This is a genomic window from Pseudomonas sp. B22(2017), assembly GCF_002113105.1.
Lineage (GTDB): Bacteria > Pseudomonadota > Gammaproteobacteria > Pseudomonadales > Pseudomonadaceae > Aquipseudomonas > Aquipseudomonas asiatica.
The window spans coordinates 1-22231 of record NZ_NEJN01000003.1; the positions used below are offsets into that span (position 1 = coordinate 1).

The 22231-nt window shown below is 63.9% G+C and carries 19 protein-coding genes; 7 read left to right on the forward strand and 12 right to left on the reverse strand.

Annotated elements, in window-relative coordinates:
- The first annotated feature begins 293 nt into the window (after window positions 1–293).
- Window positions 294–1640 (forward strand): sorbosone dehydrogenase family protein, encoded by a 1347-nt coding sequence (locus tag CAG18_RS07565; protein WP_085720694.1) that lies wholly within the window; start codon window positions 294–296, stop codon window positions 1638–1640.
- Here the strand turns inward: CAG18_RS07565 and CAG18_RS07570 are convergent.
- The 5 genes from CAG18_RS07570 to CAG18_RS07590 form a co-directional block, all read right to left on the reverse strand.
- Window positions 1606–2139 (reverse strand): C40 family peptidase, encoded by a 534-nt coding sequence (locus tag CAG18_RS07570; protein WP_013971371.1) that lies wholly within the window; start codon window positions 2137–2139, stop codon window positions 1606–1608. The two genes, CAG18_RS07565 and CAG18_RS07570, sit on opposite strands and share 35 nt — an antisense overlap.
- 140 nt (window positions 2140–2279) lie before the next feature.
- Complete coding sequence (locus CAG18_RS07575; RefSeq protein ID WP_085720695.1) at window positions 2280–2933, reverse strand: C40 family peptidase; 654 nt, start codon at window positions 2931–2933, stop codon at window positions 2280–2282.
- Between the two features lie 125 nt (window positions 2934–3058).
- Complete coding sequence (hda, locus tag CAG18_RS07580) at window positions 3059–3766, reverse strand: DnaA regulatory inactivator Hda (protein WP_015269238.1); 708 nt, start codon at window positions 3764–3766, stop codon at window positions 3059–3061.
- A 195-nt stretch (window positions 3767–3961) separates the two neighbouring features.
- On the reverse strand, window positions 3962–5035 hold the full coding sequence (locus CAG18_RS07585; protein ID WP_054573073.1) for an AI-2E family transporter: 1074 nt from the start codon (window positions 5033–5035) through the stop codon (window positions 3962–3964).
- A gap of 12 nt (window positions 5036–5047) precedes the next feature.
- Window positions 5048–6115: a DUF2066 domain-containing protein gene (locus tag CAG18_RS07590; protein WP_085720696.1), complete on the reverse strand. Its 1068-nt coding sequence runs from the start codon at window positions 6113–6115 to the stop codon at window positions 5048–5050.
- A gap of 617 nt (window positions 6116–6732) precedes the next feature.
- Between CAG18_RS07590 and purM the strand changes: the two genes are divergently transcribed.
- From purM to CAG18_RS07610, 4 genes are all read left to right on the forward strand, one after another.
- The gene (gene purM / locus CAG18_RS07595; RefSeq protein WP_013971366.1) at window positions 6733–7791 is read left to right on the forward strand and encodes a phosphoribosylformylglycinamidine cyclo-ligase; all 1059 of its coding nucleotides are present in this window, start codon (window positions 6733–6735) and stop codon (window positions 7789–7791) included.
- Window positions 7791–8444: a phosphoribosylglycinamide formyltransferase gene (gene purN, locus CAG18_RS07600; RefSeq protein ID WP_039615069.1), complete on the forward strand. Its 654-nt coding sequence runs from the start codon at window positions 7791–7793 to the stop codon at window positions 8442–8444. The genes purM and purN overlap by 1 nt, the downstream gene beginning before the upstream one ends.
- An 8-nt stretch (window positions 8445–8452) precedes the next feature.
- Entirely contained in the window at window positions 8453–9163 is a 711-nt protein-coding gene (locus tag CAG18_RS07605; protein WP_015269234.1) for a DUF3108 domain-containing protein, read from the forward strand.
- Between the two features lie 315 nt (window positions 9164–9478).
- The gene (locus CAG18_RS07610; protein ID WP_003257734.1) at window positions 9479–9661 is read left to right on the forward strand and encodes a hypothetical protein; all 183 of its coding nucleotides are present in this window, start codon (window positions 9479–9481) and stop codon (window positions 9659–9661) included.
- A gap of 45 nt (window positions 9662–9706) precedes the next feature.
- Here CAG18_RS07610 and CAG18_RS07615 read toward each other — a convergent pair whose 3' ends face one another.
- The 7 genes from CAG18_RS07615 to CAG18_RS07650 form a co-directional block, all read right to left on the reverse strand.
- Entirely contained in the window at window positions 9707–10246 is a 540-nt protein-coding gene (locus tag CAG18_RS07615) for a DUF2058 domain-containing protein (RefSeq protein ID WP_013971362.1), read from the reverse strand.
- A gap of 26 nt (window positions 10247–10272) precedes the next feature.
- The gene (gene mazG / locus CAG18_RS07620; RefSeq protein ID WP_015269232.1) at window positions 10273–11106 is read right to left on the reverse strand and encodes a nucleoside triphosphate pyrophosphohydrolase; all 834 of its coding nucleotides are present in this window, start codon (window positions 11104–11106) and stop codon (window positions 10273–10275) included.
- 145 nt (window positions 11107–11251) lie between these two features.
- The gene (gene relA / locus CAG18_RS07630) at window positions 11252–13492 is read right to left on the reverse strand and encodes a GTP diphosphokinase (RefSeq protein WP_015269231.1); all 2241 of its coding nucleotides are present in this window, start codon (window positions 13490–13492) and stop codon (window positions 11252–11254) included.
- 96 nt (window positions 13493–13588) lie between these two features.
- Window positions 13589–14947, reverse strand: coding sequence for a 23S rRNA (uracil(1939)-C(5))-methyltransferase RlmD (gene rlmD, locus CAG18_RS07635; RefSeq protein WP_085720697.1), 1359 nt, complete (start codon window positions 14945–14947; stop codon window positions 13589–13591).
- Entirely contained in the window at window positions 14948–15847 is a 900-nt protein-coding gene (gene cysM / locus CAG18_RS07640) for a cysteine synthase CysM (protein WP_085720698.1), read from the reverse strand.
- A gap of 159 nt (window positions 15848–16006) precedes the next feature.
- On the reverse strand, window positions 16007–17398 hold the full coding sequence (locus CAG18_RS07645) for a sensor histidine kinase (protein ID WP_085720699.1): 1392 nt from the start codon (window positions 17396–17398) through the stop codon (window positions 16007–16009).
- A gap of 3 nt (window positions 17399–17401) precedes the next feature.
- On the reverse strand, window positions 17402–18121 hold the full coding sequence (locus tag CAG18_RS07650) for a response regulator transcription factor (protein ID WP_015269227.1): 720 nt from the start codon (window positions 18119–18121) through the stop codon (window positions 17402–17404).
- A 193-nt stretch (window positions 18122–18314) separates the two neighbouring features.
- On the opposite strand from CAG18_RS07650, the gene CAG18_RS07655 reads away from it, so the two are divergent.
- Window positions 18315–21071, forward strand: a complete 2757-nt coding sequence (locus CAG18_RS07655) for a response regulator (protein WP_015269226.1) — start codon at window positions 18315–18317, stop codon at window positions 21069–21071.
- A 168-nt stretch (window positions 21072–21239) separates the two neighbouring features.
- A complete protein-coding gene (locus CAG18_RS07660) occupies window positions 21240–22229 on the forward strand; it encodes a 2-hydroxyacid dehydrogenase (RefSeq protein WP_054573182.1) in 990 nt (329 codons plus the stop codon).
- The last annotated feature ends 2 nt before the right edge of the window (window positions 22230–22231 follow it).

Here is a 22231-nt window from a genome sequence, read left to right on the forward strand (position 1 = left end):
GCTACGGGCCTGCTCCCGGGAGTACGCGCTGCAGGCCCCATCCATGGGGCCTCAGCGCTTGACGGGCATCCATGCCCGTCACCTCCCTCCGCAGTCCCTCCGCTCGGCCTCCTGAAGTCGCAATCGGCGGCGCCTGAACTATTGCGCGCTTAAAAGCAAAAGCAAAAGCAAAAGCAAAAGCAACGGCAACGGCAACGGCAACGGCAACGGCAACGGCAGTTGGATGGTTCCGGGAACCTGGCGAATGTCACCGACCTCTCAATTCATAGGCCCTGTTAGGAGGACGCCGCCCCATGAAACACCTGACGCCTTGGTTATTGGCCGCCAGCCTGACTGCCTGCGGCGAAACCGCCCTGCTGAATGTGCTCGACGGTAGTGGCCCAACCCCCCAGCTGCCTGCTCCGGTCAAGACCACCCTCCCCACCGTGAATATCGCCCCGGCAGTGGGCTGGCCCAAGGACGCCAAGCCCGAGGCAGCACCAGGCTCTCAGGTGAAAGCGTTCGCCAGCGGGCTCGACCACCCTCGCTGGCTATACCTGTTGCCCAACGGCGACGTCCTGGTGGCCGAAACCAATGCCCCGCCCAAGCCCGAAGATGGCAAGGGCCTGCGCGGCTGGGTCATGAAGAAGGTGATGAAGCGGGCAGGCGCAGGCGTACCTAGCGCAAACCGCATTACCCTGCTGCGTGATGCCGACCACGACGGCGTGGCTGAAATCCGTACGACCTTCATCGAAGAGCTCAACTCACCGTTCGGCATGGCGCTGGTCGGCAAGGACCTGTATATCGCCAACACCGACAGGTTGCTGCGCTTTCACTATGAGCCCGGTGCCATGCAAATTCGTAATGAAGGCCAGCCAGTGGTCGAGTTGCCAGGCGGGCCGCTCAACCACCATTGGACCAAGAACGTGATCGCCAGCCCTGATGGCAAGAAGCTTTTCGTGACGGTCGGCTCCAACAGCAACGTAGGCGAAAACGGTATGGACAAGGAACAGGGGCGCGCCGCGATCTGGGAAGTGGACCCCACCAGCGGCCAGCACCGCCTGTTCGCCACCGGCCTGCGCAACCCTAACGGCCTGGCCTGGGAGCCGCACAGCGGTAAATTGTGGACGGCAGTCAACGAGCGTGACGAGATCGGTAGCGATCTGGTACCGGACTACATCACTTCCGTGAAGGACGGCGGTTTCTATGGCTGGCCCTATAGCTACTACGGCCGCCACGTGGACGAGCGCGTGCAACCGCCAGCGCCTGAAAAAGTTGCCCAGGCGCTGGTGCCCGACTACGCCGTAGGCCCACACACGGCATCGCTAGGGCTGGCATTCGCCGAACCGAACGGGCTACCACCGCCCTTCGAACAAGGGGCATTCGTGGGCCAGCACGGGTCGTGGAACCGCAAGCCACACAGTGGCTACAAGGTGATTTTCGTGCCGTTCGACCCATCAGGAAAGCCCTCGGGCAAGCCCGTAGACCTGCTTACCGGTTTTCTGGATGAGCATGGCAAGGCCCAAGGGCGCCCGGTCGGCGTAATCACCGACGGGCGTGGTGGCGTGCTGGTAGCCGATGATGTCGGCAACGTGGTCTGGCGGGTGAGCAAAGCCCCGCCTGTCCTCAGGGGTTCTGCGCCAGATGCCCTTGCGGAATGACGCGCTTGGCCTGCAGGTAAGCCTTGGCCCAGTAGCTGTTGGACAGGTAGTCCAAGCGCACCGTGCCGCCGCTGGAGGGAGCATGCACGAAGCGCCCTTCCCCCACATAAATGCCGGCATGGCTGACCTGCGAGCCGCCACTGGTGGCGAAGAACACCAGGTCACCGGACTGCAGCGACTTGGCATCCACGGTTGGCGCGCGCATTACGATCATCTCACGCGTCGAACGCGGCAGGCTTATGCCGGCAGCATCACGATAGACGTACTTGATCAGGCCACTGCAATCGAAACCGGAGTCCGGCGTATTGCCACCCCAGCGATAAGGCGTGCCCACCAGGCCGATGGCACGCATCAGCACGTCATCGGCAATCGGCGACGGACTGGGCTGGCTATAGGTTACCTGCGGCTGTACCACAGGGGCCGGCGCAGGCGCACGGCTGGAGCAGGCAGCCAGCAAGGCTGCCAAGGAGAGAAATGCGAAGCGCGCCATCTTTACCATGGCCAGAACATCCTGTCTGAGTCCGCTGGGCCGCAGCCGAAAAGAGTTGAGAAATTAGATTAGACGCTTTCTATAAATGCGCACGGCGGCGAGCTTTTTTTCAAAGCATCGCCGCCGCGGCAGGGTACATCATTTTGCTATCAGTTGCGCGCGATATTGGTGGTCGGCGCCATGGCCAAGGCACGCTTGGCTTCGATGAAGGTCTTGCTCCAGTAGCGGTCACCGAGGCTGTCGATGCGCACACCACCGCTGCGGCGGCTGCTGGAGTGAATGAACTGGTTGTCACCCAGGTAGATGCCAGCATGGCTGACGCGGCCGCGACCATTGGTGCTGAAGAACAGCAGGTCACCTGGCTTGAGCTTGTTGCGGGCCACTTTCGGGGCATCGACGTTGATCATTTCACGCGTGGAACGCGGCAAGGTCACGCCCGCCTCTTCGCGGAACAGATAGCCGATGAAACCACTGCAGTCGAAGCCGGACTTCTCCGAGGTACCGCCGAAGCGATAGCGGGTGCCGATCAGCGACATGCCGCGCTCGAGAATGCTGTCAGCCAGAGCTGGCAACTGGTATGGCTTGTTGCTGGAGAAGGCCTCCAGGTCATCTTCGGTAGCCAGCTCTTCCGGCTCGCCGAATACCGACGAGGAGGAGGCTTTGGCCTTGAAGGCCGATTGTGCGGCGATCGGGGAGTGATCCTGGGACTGCAGCTCTGAATGAGAAGCTGGGCCTTGGGCCGCGCAGCCAAAAAGCAGGGTCACGAGTGCGAGTGGCACGAGGGGTGCGAAGCGCTTCAGCATGGGCACGACCGTGTCTGTAATCCTTTAGAAGGGTGAAACTATGCCCTCTATCATGGCCATTTGCAAATTTTATCGAAAAAGATGTGACTTTTTCGTTTTGCCGCTCTGGCCCAGCGTTTTCGGGGTTACCAGCCCAGGGTTTCTTTGAGGAAAGGGATGGTGAGCTTGCGCTGTGCCTGCAACGAGGCCTGATCGAGGCGTTCCAGCAGGTCGAACAACGCGCTCATGCTGCGTGCGCCGCGGGTGAGGATGAAGTGGCCGACTTCGTCGGTAAGGTGCAGGCCGCGGCGCGAAGCACGCAGTTGCAGGGCACGCAGCTTGTCTTCATCGGACAGGCCACGCATCTGGAACACCAGGGCCAGGGTCAGCCGCGACTTCAGGTCCGGCAGCTTGATCGGCAGTTCGCGCGGCGATGCCGAGGCGGCCAGCAGCAGGCGCCGGCCGCTGTCACGCAGGCGGTTGAACAGGTGGAACATGGCCTCTTCCCAGTCAGCCTTGCCGGCGATCACGTGCAGGTCGTCGATGCATACCAGTTCGTACTGGGCCAGGTAGTCGAGCAGCTCTACGCCACGATCGAGCAATTGCGCCAGCGGCAGGTAGACGGCTGGTTCGCCGCGTTGCTGAAAGCGGTGGGTGGCGGCCTGTAGCAGGTGGGTCCGGCCAACACCCTGCTTGCCCCACAGGTAGATAAGGCTCTCGGTCCAGCCGGCGTCGGCTTCGCATAGCCGCTCGACGTAGCCCAATGCCGCAGCATTGGCGCCCGGATAGTAGTTGATGAAGGTGGCGTCATCGCGCAGGCGCACACCCAGGGGCAACTGGATCGGTGGTTTCATGCTCGCGGGCGGTCGACAGGACCGCAGGGGGCCTTTGGTGAACAATGTGCAAAGTCTATACCCGCAGCGCGGGGCGCACAATCACGGCAGCAGATAGCACAAGTAAAATCAACGAGTTGCGCTTTTTTTGGCTGTTTTGGGGCTGCTTTGCAGCCCCAATTTTCTTAACTGGCCGGCATTAAGGCGGCCCCGGGGTCACAACTCCGGGTCGATATCCCCGGCATACATGTCCGATTCCTTGTACAAGTCATGCACATGCCGCAGCAGCACCATGATCACCGCCGCCACCGGCAGCGCCAGCAACACCCCGGTAAAGCCGAACAGCTCACCGCCGGCCAGGATCGCGAAAATCACCGCAACCGGGTGCAGGCCAATGCGGTCACCGACCAGCAGCGGGGTCAGCACCATGCCTTCCAGCGCCTGGCCGACCATGAACACTGCGACGATACCCAGCATCGGGTACAGGTCGCCGCCAAACTGGAACAGGCCAGCCACCAAGGCCGCGCCGATCCCGATGATGAAACCCATGTACGGCACGATGGCAGCCAACCCGGCGAGCATGCCGATCAATAACCCCAGTTCCAGCCCCACCAGCATCAGCCCGGCCGAATAGATGATGCCCAAGGCCACCATCACCATCAATTGCCCGCGCACGAACGCCCCCAGCACCTCATGGCATTCGCCTGCAAGGCCCATCACTTGCGGCTCACGCTGGCGCGGCAGCAGGCCACGCAGCTTGGCCATCATCAAGTCCCAGTCGCGCAGCAGATAGAAACCCACCACCGGGATCAGCACCATGTTGGCCAGCCAGGCCATCAGCGCCAGGCTCGAGGCAGTGGCATGGGACAGCAGCACACCGACGATATCGGTGGTCTGGCCCATGTGCGAGCCGATGGCGGCCTTGATCTTGTCGAACTTCCAGAAGCCGTCAGCCAGGCCCAGGCGGCTCTGCACCCAGGGCAGCGCCACGTGCTCGAGCCAGTCGAGCATCTGCGGCGCCAGTTCGTACAGGCGCACCAGCTGCTTGGCCAGCAGCGGCACCAGAACCAGCAGCAAGGCCAGCAACAGCAAGGTGAACAGGCCGAACACCACCACTACGCCCCAGGTGCGCGACAGCCCCAGGCGCTCCAGGCGGTCGACCAGCGGGTCGGCCAGATAGGCCAGCAGCACGCCGACCAGGAACGGGGTAAGAATGTTGTGCAGGCTGTAAAGCAGCACGGCGACCAGCAGGGCAACGCCCAGCCAGATCCAACGACGTACGTCGGTCACGGTGTGCTCCCCTTACCAGCGAAAACGCAAACCGTCGAACGGCTTGGGTGCTGGCTGGGCCGGCACTGGTTGCCCGGCCCCGGCAGCGTCCGCCGGAGCTGGAGGGGGCTGCACAGCGGGCGCCTGCTCTACCGGTACTTCCTGCAGCTTGGCCAGGCCAAGCTGGGCGCGCAGCTGTTCGCGGTTGGCGGTCACGCCGTAGGTCAGGGTGCTGCCTTCGGCCATCTGCAGGCGCGGGCCAAAGGGTTCGAGCACGCGGGCCAGCTCGGCGTAGCGCTGCAGGTTCATCCCCTGCACTTGCAACTGCAACTGGCTGCTGGCGCCCGGGCGGGTGACGTAGCGCGGCGCCAGGCGGCTGCTGAGCGCCAGCATCACGGCGTCGGCCAGCGCTGCCGGGTCGGCACCTTCGGCAGTGCCTTGTTCACGCTGGTCGCCCAGCCAAAGCTGCCATTTGCCCTGCCATTTGCCGTCGGCTTCCCGAGCATGCACCGCCAGCAAGGCATCGGCGCCGTAGCGCCCTGAGGCTTCGCGCAGCGCCGCAGGGTCACTGCCTTCGATCTGCTCGGCATTGGCCACCAGTTGCTCCTGCAGGTCGGCCAGCGGCAGGCGCAACGGCAGGCCACGGTGCTGGGCGGCACGACGCAGGGGTTGGGCGCTGGCCTGGCCGTCACCTACCAGGTTGCTGCCTTCGACACTGTCGTTCAGCCACCATCCGAGGATCGAGGGGCGGTTGCTGCCCCACAAGGCCAGGCCGGCCTTGCGCAAGGCCCGTTCGGTACTGCCAGGGTCGAACTCGACCAACACCGACTCGGGTGGCCCGGCTTCGCTGGCGACCTGGTTGATGATTTGCTGCGGGTCCTTGCGCAAAGCGGCCAATGCCGGGCTTTGTGCCGCCTTGGGGTCGCCGGTCAGGCGCGTTACCAGGGTATCGAGAGCCTGGATGGTAGCCGCGGCACGGGCTTCGGCGCCCTGCCCTGTGACCGGCTCGCGCACCTGGTAAAGGCCGGAGACATTTTCAGCCTGGGCACTGGCCGAGATCAGGGCCAGGCAACCGACTGCCAGAATATTGAAGAGACGCATGGAGGATTCCTGTCCATTTACCGCAATGCCTATACCTTATACACGGGGGCGAAAGGTAACCAGTCGCGAGGATGAAAGATTGGTTGCGGAGATTGCCTGGGAAATGTGATGGGTCTGACAGGTGTTCGCCGCAACAGGTTCAGCGCCTGCGCGTGCATGGCGCGGCCCTTGTGGCGCCTGCGAGATCGAGCGCCGCCCGCGCGGCGCTTCGCGGGACAAGCCCGCTCCCACATCTGTTTCGGGCCAGTAACGCCTGTGCCATTGCACACGACCGCCTTGTTTGCCCGACGCAATATCGAGGTGGACGCCAAGGGGCCGCGCGCCTCTGCCTCAGAAATAATTGGCCCGAAACAAATGTGGGAGCGGGCTTGTCCCGCGAAGCGCCGCGCGGGCGGCGCTCGATCTCACAGGCTCCACACCTCTCGTGGCGTACACCCCCAACTTTTTACCTATTTTCATGCCCTGCCCGTCGGCCTGAGGATGGCCGCTGCCCGGCAACCCTGATAAAATCGCGCGCCTTCACAGACCACTGACGTTTCAGGCAGCCGCCGCTTACCAGCCGGCCTTGGCCGTCATGGTCGTTTTTAAGAATCCCTCCCTCCTAAAGGCCTGGATCAATGAGCAAGCAACCCTCCCTGAGCTACAAGGACGCCGGTGTAGACATCGACGCCGGCGAAGCACTGGTCGAACGCATCAAGGGCGTGGCAAAACGCACCGCACGCCCTGAAGTCATGGGTGGCCTGGGCGGCTTCGGCGCCCTCTGCGAGATCCCGGCCGGCTACAAGCAGCCGGTGCTGGTCTCCGGCACCGACGGCGTCGGCACCAAGCTGCGCCTGGCACTGAACCTGAACAAGCACGACAGCATCGGCCAGGACCTGGTCGCCATGTGCGTCAACGACCTGGTCGTGTGCGGCGCCGAGCCGCTGTTCTTCCTCGACTACTATGCCACCGGCAAACTGAACGTCGACGTGGCCGCCACCGTGGTCACCGGCATCGGTGCCGGTTGCGAACTGGCCGGCTGCTCGCTGGTCGGTGGTGAAACCGCCGAAATGCCTGGCATGTACGAAGGCGAAGACTACGACCTGGCCGGCTTCTGCGTCGGCGTGGTGGAAAAGGCCGAGATCATCGACGGCTCCAAGGTTGCCACCGGCGACGCACTGATCGCCCTGCCGTCCTCGGGACCGCACTCCAACGGCTACTCGCTGATCCGCAAGATCCTCGAAGTGTCCGCCACCGACATCGAGAACACCCAGCTGGACGGCAAGCCGCTGACCGACCTGCTGATGGCGCCGACCCGCATCTACGTCAAGCCGCTGCTGCAACTGATCAAGAACACCGGCGCGGTCAAGGCCATGGCCCACATCACCGGTGGCGGCCTGCTGGACAACATCCCGCGCGTACTGCCGGCCAACGCCCAGGCGGTCATCGACGTGGCCAGCTGGCAGCGCCCGGCGGTGTTCGACTTCCTGCAGGAAAAAGGCAACGTCGACGAGCATGAAATGCACCGCGTGCTGAACTGCGGCGTCGGCATGGTCATCTGCGTGGCCCAGGACCAGGTAGAAGCAGCCCTGAACGAACTGCGCGCCGCTGGCGAGCAGCCATGGGTGATCGGCCACATCGCCGAAGCCGCCGAAGGCGCTGCCCAGGTCGAGCTGCAAAACCTCAAGGCACACTGATGCCAAGCAAGACCTGCAATGTAGTGGTACTGCTGTCGGGCTCCGGCAGCAACCTGCAAGCCCTGATCGACAGCTGCCAAGGCCAGGACAGCCCGGTGCGCATCCGTGCGGTGGTTTCCAACCGCGCCGATGCCTACGGCCTGCAACGCGCCGCGGCGGCCGGCATCGACAGCGTCGTGCTCGAGCACACCCAGTTCGACGGCCGTGAAGCCTTCGATGCCGCGCTCATGGCGCGCATCGACGGTTTCGCCCCGGACCTGGTGGTGCTGGCCGGTTTCATGCGCATCCTCAGTGGCGACTTCGTGCGCCACTACCAGGGCCGCCTGCTCAACATCCACCCGTCGCTGCTGCCCAAATACAAGGGCCTTCATACCCACCGTCGGGCGCTGGAGGCAGGCGACGCCGAGCACGGCTGCAGCGTACACTTCGTGACTGAGGAACTCGATGGCGGCCCACTGGTCGTACAGGCTGTGGTACCGGTGGTGCCTGACGACACCGTCGAAAGCCTGGCCCAGCGGGTACACCGCCAGGAACACCTGATTTACCCGCTGGCGGTGCGCTGGTTCGCCGAAGGGCGCTTGCGCCTTGGCGAACAGGGTGCATTACTGGATGGCCAGCCCCTGGCGGCCAGCGGTCACTTGATTCGATCCTAGGAGAATTTATGCGTCGCGCCCTGCTCTTGGCTCTCGCCGTGCTCGCCCTGCCCCTCCAGGCAGCTGATCTGAAGCCTTTCTCGGCCAGCTATACCGCAGACTGGAAGCAACTGCCCATGAGCGGCACCGCCGAGCGCAGCCTGGTCAAGAATGCCAACGGTACCTGGGACCTTAATTTCAAGGCCTCCATGATGATCGCCAGCCTGACCGAGCAAAGCACCCTGCGCATGGACAACGACACCCTGCTGCCACAGAAGTACCACTTCGAGCGTGGTGGCCTGGGCAAGGCCAAGAAGGTTGACCTGACTTTCGACTGGAACAGCAAAAAGGTCACCGGCAGCGACCGTGGCGATGCCATCAACCTGCCGCTGAACCGTGGCGTGCTAGACAAGTCGTCCTATCAGCTGGCCCTGCAACATGACGTGGCCGCCGGCAAGAAGAGCATGACCTATCAGGTGGTTGACGGTGACGAGATCGACACCTACGACTTCCGCGTGCTGGGCACCGAAAAGGTCACTACCAAGACTGGCCAGGTCGATGCGGTGAAGGTCGAGCGCGTGCGCGACCCAAGCCAGAGCAAGCGCATCACCGAGCTGTGGTTCGCCAAGAACTGGGACTACCTGCTGGTGCAACTGCGCCAGGTCGAGACCGATGGCAAGGAATACGTGATCGTGCTGCAGGACGGCACGGTCGATGGCAAGCCGGTGAAGGGCAACTGAGCCAGCGCTGCCAGCAGCACCCGAAGCCCCGCCTTGTGCGGGGCTTTTTTCTGCACTGGAGAAGGCGCGCTCTTGTGGGAGCGGCCTTGCGTCGCGAAAGGGGCGCGCAGCGGCCCCACGGCCTCTGCCCTGACTCAGGGTGCCGGGGCCGCTCTGCGGCCGTTTCGCGACACAAGGCCGCTCCCACATTTGACTGCGCTCCGGCTTCCATGAAACTTGTTTCATGCCGGTTTTATTTACTTAGCCTGCTAACAAACTCTATAAAGAGGTTGTGCGACACAGTGTCGCAGCCAACTGAAACAGTGGAGTTTAACGATGACAGTCCAAGTAACCGAACGCGACGAATCGAAAATGTCCCACGAAGGCCTGGCCGCTGGTGTGCGGATCTGGGATGTGCACCAACAGGGCCAACTGGTGGGGATGTTCCACAACGAACATGAAGCGCATCAGTACCGTACAGAGCTGGAAAACCTGGAAAACCAGCGCGCCACGCAATGACCCATCTTCAAATGAAAAACCCCGCCAAGGCGGGGTTTTTCGTGGTTACCACATCAGATCATCAGGGATCTTGTAGGCTGCGTACGGGTCGTCCTCGTCCGCTTCCTCGACATGGGTGTTCAGCAGCAGGACACGGCCAGGATCGCGTTCCTGGATCTTCAATGCCGCCTCACGAGGGATCACCTCGTAGCCGCCGGCAAACGACACCACGGCCAGCGCACCATTGCTCAGCTTGGTCCGCATCAGGGCATTGACGGCAATGCGCTTGACCTTCTTGTCGTCGACGAAATTGTAGTAGTCCTCGGTGCTCAGCTTCGGCAGGCGAGTCGCTTCGATCAACTGCTTGATCTGCGCGGCGCGGGCCTTCTGCTCGGCTTTTTCCTGCTGCTGGCGGTTCAGTTCCTGGTCACGCTTGGCTTTCTCGGCCATGGCTTCCTTGGCCATGCGCTGCTGGCTGTCGTCCACCTCGACCTGGCCTTTGTGCTCCAGGCGTTTCTGTTTCTTCTCGGCTTTGTTGGCCTGGGAAACCTGTTTCTGGTTGACCAGACCGGCTTTGAGCAGTTGGTCGCGAAGGGAAAGGCTCATGAATGTTCACTCACTTATGCAACAGCTCAGCCGCAGCTGGGCAGGTTCTTTTCCTGACGTTTGGCTTCACCCCAAAGGGCATCCAGTTCATCAAGGTTACAATCTTCGATGGGGCGGCCACTGTCGCGCAATGCCTGTTCGATGAAGCGGAAACGCCGCTCGAACTTGCGATTGGCACGGCGCAGGGCGTGTTCCGGGTCATGTTTGAGGTGGCGGGCCAGGTTGACGGCGGCAAACAGCAGGTCGCCGATTTCATCCTCGAGCGCATCGGCATCGCCGTCGGCCATGGCCTGCAGTACTTCGTCCAGCTCTTCGCGCACCTTGTCCAGCACCGGCAATGCCGCAGGCCAGTCGAAACCGACCGTGGCCGCGCGCTTTTGCAGTTTGGCTGCCCGCGACAACGCCGGCAATGCCGCTGGTACGTCGTCGAGCAACGACAGCTGTTCGGGCTGGCTCTTTTCCGCGCGCTCTTCAGCCTTGATTTCTTCCCAGCGTGACTTGACCTGGGCCTCGTCCAGGCTGGGGGTGTCCACCGGCGCATACAGCTCGCCGGTGGGGAATACATGCGGGTGACGGCGAATGAGCTTGCGGGTGATGCTGTCGACCACGCCGTCGAACTCGAAACGCCCCTCCTCGCGGGCCAGCTGGCTGTAGTAGACCACCTGGAACAGCAAGTCGCCCAGCTCACCTTGCAGGTGCTCGAAGTCGCCGCGCTCGATGGTGTCGGCAACCTCGTAGGCCTCTTCGATGGTGTGCGGGACGATGCTCGCGTAGTTCTGCTTCAGGTCCCATGGGCAGCCGTACTGCGGGTCGCGCAGGCGGGCCATGAGGTGCAGCAGGTCTTCGAGGGTGTAGGTCATGGTCAGCTATTCCTCGGCGGGGGCTTTGCCCCCGATCGCCGGCAAGCAAGCTCCCACCGGTATTGCACAGGACTTGAGGCCTGCGGAGTACCGGTGGGAGCTGGCTTGCCGGCGATGGGCCGCACAGCGGCCCCAATCCAGATTATCAAGGTGTACGATTACGCCGCGTCTCGATGATGTTGGGCAACTGCGAGATCCGCCCCAGCAGGCGCCCCAGCGCATCCAGGCCTGGAATCTCGATGGTCAGCGACATCAGCGCGGTGTTGTCTTCCTTGTTCGAGCGGGTGTTCACCGCCAGCACGTTGATCTTTTCGTTCAGCAGCACTTGCGACACATCGCGCAGCAAGCCCGGGCGGTCGTAGGCACGGATGACGATGTCGACCGGGTAGGTCTGCACCGGGATCGGCCCCCAGCTTACCTGGATCATGCGCTCCGGTTCCTTGCCCGCCAACTGCAGCACCGAAGCGCAGTCCTGGCGGTGGATGCTCACACCGCGGCCCTGAGTGATGTAGCCGACGATGGCGTCGCCCGGCAGCGGCTGGCAGCAGCCGGCCATCTGCGTCAGCAGGTTGCCGACACCCTGGATCTGGATGTCGCCACGCTTGCCGGTACGCGGCCCGGTAGGCTTGCGCGGTACCAGTTCGATCTGCTCGATGCGCTCGGGCTCAAGCAGCTGCTGGGCGGCGTTGACCAGGTGCGCCAGGCGCAGGTCGCCGGCACCGAGCGAGGCGAACATGTCCTCGGCGGTCTTGACGTTGGTCTTCTCGGCCAGGCGCTCGAAATCCACCTGCGGCAGGCCCAGGCGGCTGAGCTCGCGTTCGAGCAAGGTCTTGCCGGCAGCGACGTTCTGGTCGCGTGCCTGCAGCTTGAACCAGTGCACGATCTTGGCCCGCGCCCGCGAGGTAGTGACGTAGCCCAGGTTGGAGTTCAACCAGTCACGGCTAGGATTGCCGTGCTTGCTGGTAATGATCTCGACCTGCTCGCCGGTCTGCAGGCTGTAGTTGAGCGGCACGATGCGCCCGTTGATCTTGGCGCCGCGGCAGTTGTGGCCGATTTCGGTGTGCACGCGGTAGGCGAAGTCCAGCGGCGTGGCACCCTTTGGCAAGTCGATGGCGTGGCCGTCCGGGGTGAACACATAGACCCGGTCCGGCTCGATGTCGACCCGCAGCTGCTCGGCCAGGCCACCGATGTCGCCCAGCTCTTCGTGCCACTCCAGCACCTGGCGCAGCCAGGAGATCTTCTCTTCGTAATGGTTGGAACTGGACTTGACGTCGGTGCCCTTGTAGCGCCAGTGGGCACATACCCCAAGCTCGGCTTCCTCGTGCATGCCGTGGGTACGGATCTGCACTTCCAGCACCTTGCCCTCGGGGCCGATCACCGCGGTGTGCAGCGAGCGATAGCCGTTCTCCTTGGGGTTGGCGATGTAATCGTCGAACTCCTTGGGGATATGCCGCCACAGGGTATGCACGATGCCCAACGCGGTGTAGCAGTCGCGAATTTCCGGCACCAGCACGCGTACCGCGCGCACGTCGTAGATCTGGCTGAATTCCAGGCCTTTGCGCTGCATCTTGCGCCAGATCGAATAGATATGTTTCGCCCGGCCGCTGATGTCGGCCTTGACGCCAGTGGCCAGCAGCTCGTTCTGCAGCTGGTTCATAACCTCGCTGATGAACCGCTCGCGGTCCAACCGGCGCTCGTGCAGCAGCTTGGCGATCTGTTTGTACTGGTCGGGTTCGAGGTAGCGGAAGGAAAGGTCTTCCAACTCCCACTTGATGTGGCCGATACCCAGGCGGTGCGCCAGCGGCGCATAGATATCGAACACCTCGCGCGCGACACGCAGGCGTTTCTCGTCGTCGGCGGCCTTGACCGCACGGATCGCGCAGGTGCGCTCGGCCAGCTTGATCAGCGCCACGCGCACGTCGTCGACCATGGCCACGAGCATCTTGCGCAGGTTCTCGACCTGCGCCTGCGAGCCCAGCACCAGCGATTGGCGCGGGCTGAGGCTGGCGCTGATGGCGGCCATGCGCAGCACACCGTCGATCAGCTTGGACACTACCGGGCCAAAGCGCTGGCTGACCTCGGCCAGGGTCACTTTGCCCTCGCGTACCGAGCGGTAGATGACCGCCGCCACCAGGGAATCCTGGTCGAGCTTGAGGTCGGCTAGGATTTCCGCGATCTCAAGGCCCGCCTGGAAGCTGGACGTACCGTCCGCCCAGGAATGCTTGGCCGGGTTGCCCTTTTTCTCGACTTCATGGGCAAACTCGCAGGCCTCTTTCAGCGCTGCGCGATCCAGTGCCGAATCGACGCTTACCACATGGTCCAACCATGCTTCGAGATTGATACTGCCGTCGGTGTTGACCGGCTGGTGCACTCTCACCTGTACCATCTTTGTTTTACCTTTCCATACAGCACACCACACGGGTGCGCTGGCGATCACCGTGCGGCCACCATTCCATGAAAGCCGCACCAAGGGGCCAGTCAGCTAGCCCGCTTCGAATAACGCCATGGCCTCGACATGCGCCGTCTGAGGAAACATGTCGAGAATCCCGGCCCTTTTTAACCGGTACCCCTGGCCGACCAGCACCTGCGCGTCTCGCGCCAGCGTGGCCGGGTTGCACGATACATAGACCAGCCTTCTGGCCTTGAGGCGGGCGATGCCTTGCACCACCTCGAAAGCACCGTCGCGCGGTGGATCCAAGAGTACCGCAGAAAAGCCCTCGGCGGCCCATCCGGCACCCGCCAAAGGCTGCGATAAATCGGCCTGAAAAAACCGTGCGTTATGCACATTGTTGTTCCGGGCATTGGCCGCGGCCCGATCGACCATGGCCTGCACTCCTTCCACTGCCACTACCTCGCGCGCCTGCCGGGCCAGTGGCAGGGCGAAGTTGCCCAGGCCGCAGAACAGGTCCAGCACGCGCTCGTCGGCCTGCGGTGCGAGCCAGGCCAGCGCCTGCTCTATCATTGCCGTGTTGACCTGGGCATTCACCTGTACGAAGTCACCTGGGCGCCAGGCCAGTTCCAACTGCCAGGGCGCCAAGGCAAAGCCCAGCTGCGCGGCCGGGTCCAATGGCGCCGGCTCCCCTTCGCCCTGCAGCCACAACTGGACATTGGCCTGTTCGCAGAACGCCTGCAGCCTGGCCAGGTCTTCGGCGGGCAACGGCGCGACATGGCGCACCAGCAGCGCCTCGGCAGTACCGCTGAACAGTTCCACATGGCCCAGCGCCTGCGGCTTGCTCAGCGAGCGCAGCACGGTCGGTAAATGGCGCAGAATCGACTGCAAGGGCTGTACCAGCACCGCGCAATCGTCGATGGCAATGATGTCCTGGCTGGCTTCGGCACGGAAGCCGACCTCCAGCTGACGCGCCTTGGCGTCCCAGCGCACGGCCACGCGGGCGCGGCGCCGGTAGCCGAACTCCGGCCCACTCAGCGGTGCGGCCCATTCCTCGGGCTGCACACCGGCCACCCGCTGAAGCTGCTCTGCCAGGGTGCGCTGCTTGAGCGCCAGCTGCGCTTCGTGCGGCAGGTGCTGCAGGTTGCAGCCTCCGCAACGCTCGTAATACCGGCACGGTGCCTGACGGCGTTCGGGGCTGGCCTGCAGCAGGCGCTCCAGGCGGGCCTCGACCACTTTGCCACGGGCATTGAGCACCCGCGCCTCGACGGCCTCACCGGCCAGGGCGCCGCTGACGAACCAGGTGCGCCCTTCGTGGAAGGCAATGCCCCGGCCGTCACCGGCCAGGCGCTCGATTTCCAGGCGCTGCTTCTTGCCCACCGGGACCTGGGGGCTGCGGTTGCCGCCAGCCGGCTGGAAGCGCAGGCCGCTGTTGCTTTTCTTCTTGGACATTTAGCTCGGGTCGAACAGGCCGGTGGACAGGTAACGGTCGCCGCGGTCGCAGATGATCGCGACCATCGTGGCATTTTCCACCTCGCGGGACAGGCGCAGCATGGCCGCGACTGCACCACCGGAAGACACGCCGCAGAAAATGCCCTCTTCACGGGCAAGGCGGCGGGTGGTTTCCTCGGCTTCCTGCTGCGACATGTCGACCACGCGGTCGACACGGCTGGCGTCGAAGATTTTCGGCAGGTATTCCTCGGGCCAGCGGCGGATGCCCGGAATTGCCGAGCCCTCCATTGGTTGCAGGCCAATGATCTGCACCGCCGGGTTTTTTTCCTTGAGGTACTGCGAGCAGCCCATGATGGTACCGGTGGTACCCATGGAGCTGACGAAATGGGTGATGGTGCCCTGGGTCTGCTGCCAGATCTCGGGGCCGGTGCTGTTGTAGTGGGCGATGGGGTTGTCGCCATTGGCGAACTGGTCCAGCACCAGGCCGCGGCCTTCGGCCTGCAGCTTCTCGGCCAGGTCACGAGCGCCTTCCATGCCCTCCTCCTTGGTCACCAGGATCAGCTCGGCGCCGTAGGCGGTCATGGCGGCCTTGCGCTCGGCGGTGGAGTTGTCGGGCATGATCAGGATCATCTTGTAGCCCTTGATCGCCGCAGCCATCGCCAGGGCGATGCCGGTGTTGCCGGAGGTGGCTTCGATCAGGGTATCGCCGGGCTTGATCTGGCCGCGCAGTTCGGCGCGGGTGATCATCGACAGTGCCGGGCGGTCCTTCACCGAGCCGGCGGGATTGTTACCTTCGAGCTTGAGCAGGAGGGTGTTGCTGGTTTCGCCAGCGATACGCTGCAGGCGAACCAGGGGCGTATTGCCGACGCAATCGGCGATGGTTGGGTACTGCAAGGTCATGGCGTATTTCACAATCCGGACGGCAGGGGTGCCTATCATACCGGCAAACCCTTCCCGGCCATATCACGCAATCTGTGATGAATATAGCTACAAGCTATATCGATAGCCTGTACCGGCCCTTTCGCGGGTGAACCCGCTCCCACAGGGACTCCACTGGTCTCAAGAGTAGTGATGAACCTGTGGGAGCGGGTTCACCCGCGAAGGGGCCGGCACATGTAACGGCAATCTCATCCACAGCCGCAGCCCATGCTTGCCATTCTGCGCCCACAAGGTGCCACCCTGACGCTGGATGGCACTGCGGGCGATGCTCAGCCCCAGGCCGAAACCACCATCCCCGGGCCGCGAACCGTCCAGCCGTGAGAACGGTGCAAAGATCCGCTCCAGGTCTTCTTCAGCCACGCCACCGCCTTCGTCTTCCAGCCACAACCGCCAATACCCGCCTTCACGCTGCCCACCGAGGCACACCACACCCTCGGCCGGCGAGTGACGAATGGCATTGCGCAACATGTTCTCCAGCGCCTGGGCCAGGTAGTTCAGGTTGCCCTGCACCCAGCAGTCCGCCGGCACTTCGCAGCGCAGCCGCGCCGGGGCCCAGCCGCTTTCGTAACTGGCATTCTCGGCCAGCAGCTCCCACAGCGCCTGCACCTCGATCGGCTCAAGGTTCATCGGCGCACGGTCGGCGTCCTGCCAGGCCAGTTGCAGGGTATCCTCGACCAGCTGCTGCATGCAGTCCACCTCCCGTGCCAGGCGTTCACGCAGGCGCTGCAGGTCGGTTTCACCATCGCAGGCCACCCGCAGCCGGCTGAGTGGCGTACGCATTTCGTGAGACAGATCACGCAGCAACTGCTGCTGCATGGCTACCGTGCCCTGCAGCCGCTCGGCCATCTGGTCGAAGGCACGGGCCAGTTCACCCAGCTCGTCATGCCGGGCGATGGTGCGTGAGTCGAGGCGAGCCGACAACTGGTCGGCGCGCCAGGCATTGGCCTGCTCGCGCAATTGGTTCAACGGCACGATCAGCATGCGATAAAGGCCAACGCACAACAGCAGGGTGAACAGACCCGGGATGATGCCGTTGGTGATGATACGCCACAGCATCCGGTACTGGCCGGGGTTGAAGCGCTGCGGCAGTTCGATCACCAACATGCCCTGCTCCGGTGCCCCCGGGAACGGTATGCGCAACCACGGCTGGTCGACGCTGCGCCGGCTCATCGGCCAGTCGACACCGCGCAGGCGGGTCAACCGCTGCATGATCTGCGGGTCGAGGCTGGCGCTGTCGAGCGGCCGCAGGTTCAGGTCGAGCACGCCGACCCAGCCGCGTTCGCGCTGGTGCATCGTCGCCACCCAGCGGTCCAGCCCTGCCCGCCCACCACTGCGCCATGCCTGCTCGGCCTCGGCGGCATAGCCACGCAAAGCCTGCCGCGCCGGCTCCGAAAGGAAGGCGTTCTGGGTCTCCATGTGCCGCCCCCAGGTGTAACTGAGGCCGATCATCAGCAGGCAGAAGCCCACCAGCAGGATCGCCAGCTTCCAGAACAGCGAATGGCGGTCGAGCATGGGTTACTCCGCCTCGCTGGCGCTGAGCACGTAGCCCTTGCCCCACACGGTACGGATCTGCCGTTCGTGATAGCCGATGCCCTTGAGCTTACGGCGTATCTGGCTGACGTGCATGTCCAGGCTGCGGTCATGCCGCGAATAGCCTCGCTGCAGTACTTGCTGGTAAAGGAATGGCTTGCTCAGCACTTCGTCGAGGTTGCGGTTGAGAATGTCGAGCAGGCGGTATTCGCTGGGTGTCAGGCCGGCCAGGCGGCCATCCAGGCGCACGTCGCACAGCGCCTCGTCGTATTGCAACTCGCCACTGCCGTCCTGCACCTGCGGGGTTTGATGGCGCCGCTCGAGGGCCACACGGCGCAGGATAGCCTCGATGCGCACCCGCAGCTCTGCCATGCTGAACGGCTTGGGCAGGTAGTCGTCGGCACCACGCTGGAAGCCGCTGATGCGGTCGGCTTCGGCACCTAGCGCCGACATCAGGATCACCGGCGTGGCGCTGCGCTTGCGCAACTGCGCCAGGGCATCCAGGCCGTTTAGCCCGGGCAGCAGGATGTCCATGAGCACCACGTCGAAAGCATGGCGCCCCGCCGTTTCCAGGCCCTCCAGGCCATTGCGGCACCAGGTCACCTGGAAGCCGCCGCGCTGCAGCTCTTCGTGCAGATAGGCACCGAGGACCGGATCATCCTCGATGGCGAGGATATTGGAGTTGTGAATAGCTACAGGATTCATTGGCAACTGCCATGCATTCTCAATTGCGTGATTATTGAGTATCCAGCGCCTGCCAGGCAACCGCCCTGCGACCAATGCCGCTGCAAGGGCACAAAACACGTACTAAAGAGGTGCAATAGCACGGCAGGCGGAGTAACTTCCCGGCTTGGCCGTCATCGCTTGACGGTGTCCAGGCACATGACAGGAGGCAAGTGTGCTCGATCGCTTGGGAATTCGCAGCCGGGTCCTGCTGCTGGCCCTGCTGCCGGCCGGCCTGATGGCATTGGTGCTGGGTAGCTACTTCACCTGGCTGCAACAGAACGACCTGCGCACCCAGCTGCTGCAACGCGGCAAGATGATCGCCGAGCAACTGGCGCCGTTGGCCGCGCCCGCCATGGCCAAGCTGGCACCGGCACAACTTGAGCGCATTGCCGCACAAACACTGGAGCAGGCCGATGTGCGCGCAGTCGCCTTCCTGGCCCCGGACCGCACGCGCCTGGCCCATGCCGGCCCGAGCATGCTAAACCAGCCGCCCAGCGGCGGCACCGGCACCCAACTGCTGCAACGCAGCGGCAATGACGCCACCCGCTATCTGATGCCAGTGTTCGGCCACCACCGCGACCTGGCCACCGATGCCGTGCCGACCGAAGCCGAACGCCTGCTGGGCTGGGTCGAGATCGAGCTGTCCCACGACGGCACCCTGCTGCGCGGCTACCGCAACCTGTTCACCAGCCTGTTGCTGATTCTCGCCTGCCTGGTGCTCAGCGGCCTGCTGGCACTGCGCATGAGCCGCACCATCAACGACCCGATCAAGCGCATCAAGCATGCGGTCAACCAGCTCAAGGACGGCCACCTCGAGGAGCGCCTGCCGGCCATGGGCAGCCACGAGCTTGACGAGCTGGCGCGCGGCATCAACCGTATGGCCGAAACCTTGCACAACGCCCACGAAGAGCTGCAGCACAGCATCGACCAGGCCACCGAGGACGTACGCCAGAACCTGGAAACCATCGAGATCCAGAACATCGAGCTGGACATGGCGCGCAAGGAAGCCCTGGAAGCCAGCCGCATCAAGTCGGAATTCCTGGCCAACATGAGCCACGAAATCCGCACCCCGCTCAACGGCATCCTCGGTTTCACCCACCTGCTGCAAAAAAGCGAGCTGACACCGCGCCAGCTCGACTACCTGAGCACCATCGAGAAGTCTGCCGACAACCTGCTCGGGATCATCAACGAGATCCTCGACTTCTCCAAGATCGAGGCCGGCAAGCTGGTGCTCGACAGCATCCCCTTCAACCTGCGCGACCTGATCCAGGACACCCTGACCATCCTCGCCCCGGCCGCCCACGCCAAGCAGCTGGAACTGCTCAGCCTGATCTACCGCGATACCCCATCGTCGCTGATCGGCGACCCGTTGCGGCTCAAGCAGATCCTTACCAACCTGGTCAGCAACGCAATCAAGTTCACCCGCGAGGGCACCATCGTCGTACGCGCCATGCTCGAAGATGAGCACGAGGACAGTGCGCAGCTGCGCATCAGCGTGCAGGACACCGGCATCGGCTTGTCGCCGCAGGATGTGCGTACGCTGTTCCAGGCCTTCAGCCAGGCCGACAACTCGCTGGCCCGCCAGCCTGGCGGCACCGGCCTGGGGCTGGTGATTTCCAAGCGCCTGATCGAACAGATGGGCGGCGAAATCGGCGTCGACAGCACCCCGGGCGAGGGCTCGCAGTTCTGGATCAGCCTCAACCTGCCCAAGGCCCACGATGGTGTCGAGGAGCTGCCGCTGCAACCGCTGCTGGGCCGCCGCGCAGCCATCGTCGATGGCCACGAACTGGCGCGCCAGGCGTTGGAGCACCAGCTGGAAGACTGCGGCCTCAGCGTCAGCCTGTTCGCCTCCTTCGACCAACTGCTGCAGGGCGTGCAAGCCGCCAGCCAGGCCGGCCTGCCGTTCGAGTTCGCCGTGCTCGGGGCCAACCTTGGCAACCTGTCGCCCGAGCAGTTGGGCCATTACCATCAGCAGCTCGAGCGCTACCATTGCCAGTGCGTGGTGCTGTGCCCGACCACCGAGCAGGCGCTGTACCACCCGTACCTGCCCAACGGCCATGGCCAGTTGCTGTCCAAGCCGACCTGCACGCGCAAACTGCGCCGCCTGTTGCTGGAACTGGTACAACCACGCCGCCCGCAGGGCGAGGTGAACAGCATCAACGGCCAGCGTCAGCCGAAGATCCTCTGCGTCGACGACAACCCCGCCAACCTGCTGCTGGTGCAGACCCTGCTCGAAGACCTGGGCGCCGAGGTGCTGGCCGTCGACAACGGCTATGCGGCAGTACAGGCGGTACAGGACGAACCGTTCGACCTGGTGCTGATGGACGTGCAGATGCCCGGCATGGACGGCCGCGCCTGTACCGAGCAGATCCGCCTGTGGGAAAACACCCAAAGTGGCAACCCGTTGCCGATCGTCGCCCTCACCGCCCACGCCATGGCCAACGAGAAACGCGCGTTGCTGCACGGAGGCATGGACGACTACCTGACCAAGCCGATCAGCGAACGGCAGCTGGCCCAGGTGGTAATGAAATGGACCGGCCTGAGCCTGGGTGCGCCAGAGCAGGAACGCCTGGCCGAGCAACTGGCCAACGGTGATGACCTGAAGGTGCTGGACCCTGAGGAAGGCCTGCGCCTGGCCGCCGGCAAAGCGGACCTGGCGGCCGATATGCTGAGCATGCTGCTGAGCTCGCTGGAAGCCGACCGCGAAGCCATACGTGCCGCCCGCGAGGCCGACGACCGCAACCGTCTGATCGAACAGGTGCACCGCCTGAACGGCGCCTCGCGTTATTGCGGCGTACCGCAGTTGCGGGCCGCGTGCCAGCGCAGCGAAACCTTGCTCAAGCAGGAAAACCCGCTGGCACAACTGGCACTGGACGAACTGGATGCGGCGATCAACCGCCTGGCGGCGCAGGCCAGATTGAGCGCCTGACCTCACCGGCCCTATCGCCGGCAAGCCAGCTCCCACAGGAAATCACTGCTCTTGAAGGCTGTGTTGTACCTGTGGGAGCTGGCTTGCCGGCGATAGGGCCGGTCCAGGTCAACACCCCTTTCAACCCGCTGGCTACAATCCCCAGACCACTGCAAAGGAAGCCCCACCATGCGCGCCCTGTTGTTCAGCAGCCAGCACTACGACCAGGAAAGCTTCACCCGTGCCGCCAGCGGCACCACCCTGGACCTGCACTTCCAGCCCGCCCGCCTGACCCTCGACACCGCTGCCCTGGCCGATGGCTACGAGGTGGTCTGCGCCTTCATCAATGACGAGCTCGACGCCCAGGTGCTGCAGCGCCTGGCCGCAGGCGGCACGCGCCTGGTCGCCCTGCGCTCGGCCGGCTACAACCATGTCGACCTGGCCGCCGCCCAGCGCCTGGGCCTGACCGTAGTGCGAGTGCCGGCCTACTCGCCGCACGCCGTGGCCGAACACGCCGTGGCGCTGATCCTGGCCCTGAACCGGCGCCTGCACCGGGCCTACAACCGCACCCGCGAGGGTGACTTCACCCTGCACGGGCTGACCGGCTTCGACCTGCACGGCAAGACCGTCGGCGTGGTCGGTACCGGCCAGATCGGCACAGCCTTTGCTCGCATCATGGCTGGTTTCGGCTGCCAGTTACTGGCTTATGACCCCTACCCCAACCCCGAGTTGCTGGCCTTGGGCGCGCGCTACCTGCCATTGCCCGAGTTGCTGCGCGAATCCCGCGTCATCAGCCTGCACTGCCCGTTGACCGAGCACACCCGGCACCTGATCAATGCACAAAGCCTGGCCCAGTTGCAGCCCGGCGCCATGTTGATCAACACCGGCCGCGGGGCGCTGGTCGACACCCCGGCGCTTATTGATGCGCTGAAGAGCGGCCAGCTCGGCTACCTCGGCCTGGACGTATACGAAGAAGAAGCCCAGCTGTTCTTCGAGGACCGCTCCGACCTGCCGCTGCAGGACGACGTGCTGGCCCGTCTGCTGACCTTCCCCAACGTGATCATCACTGCCCACCAGGCGTTCCTTACCCGCGAGGCACTGGATGCCATCGCCGCGACCACGCTGGACAACATCAACCGCTGGGCGGCAGGCAATCCACAGAATCTGGTGATGGGTTAGTG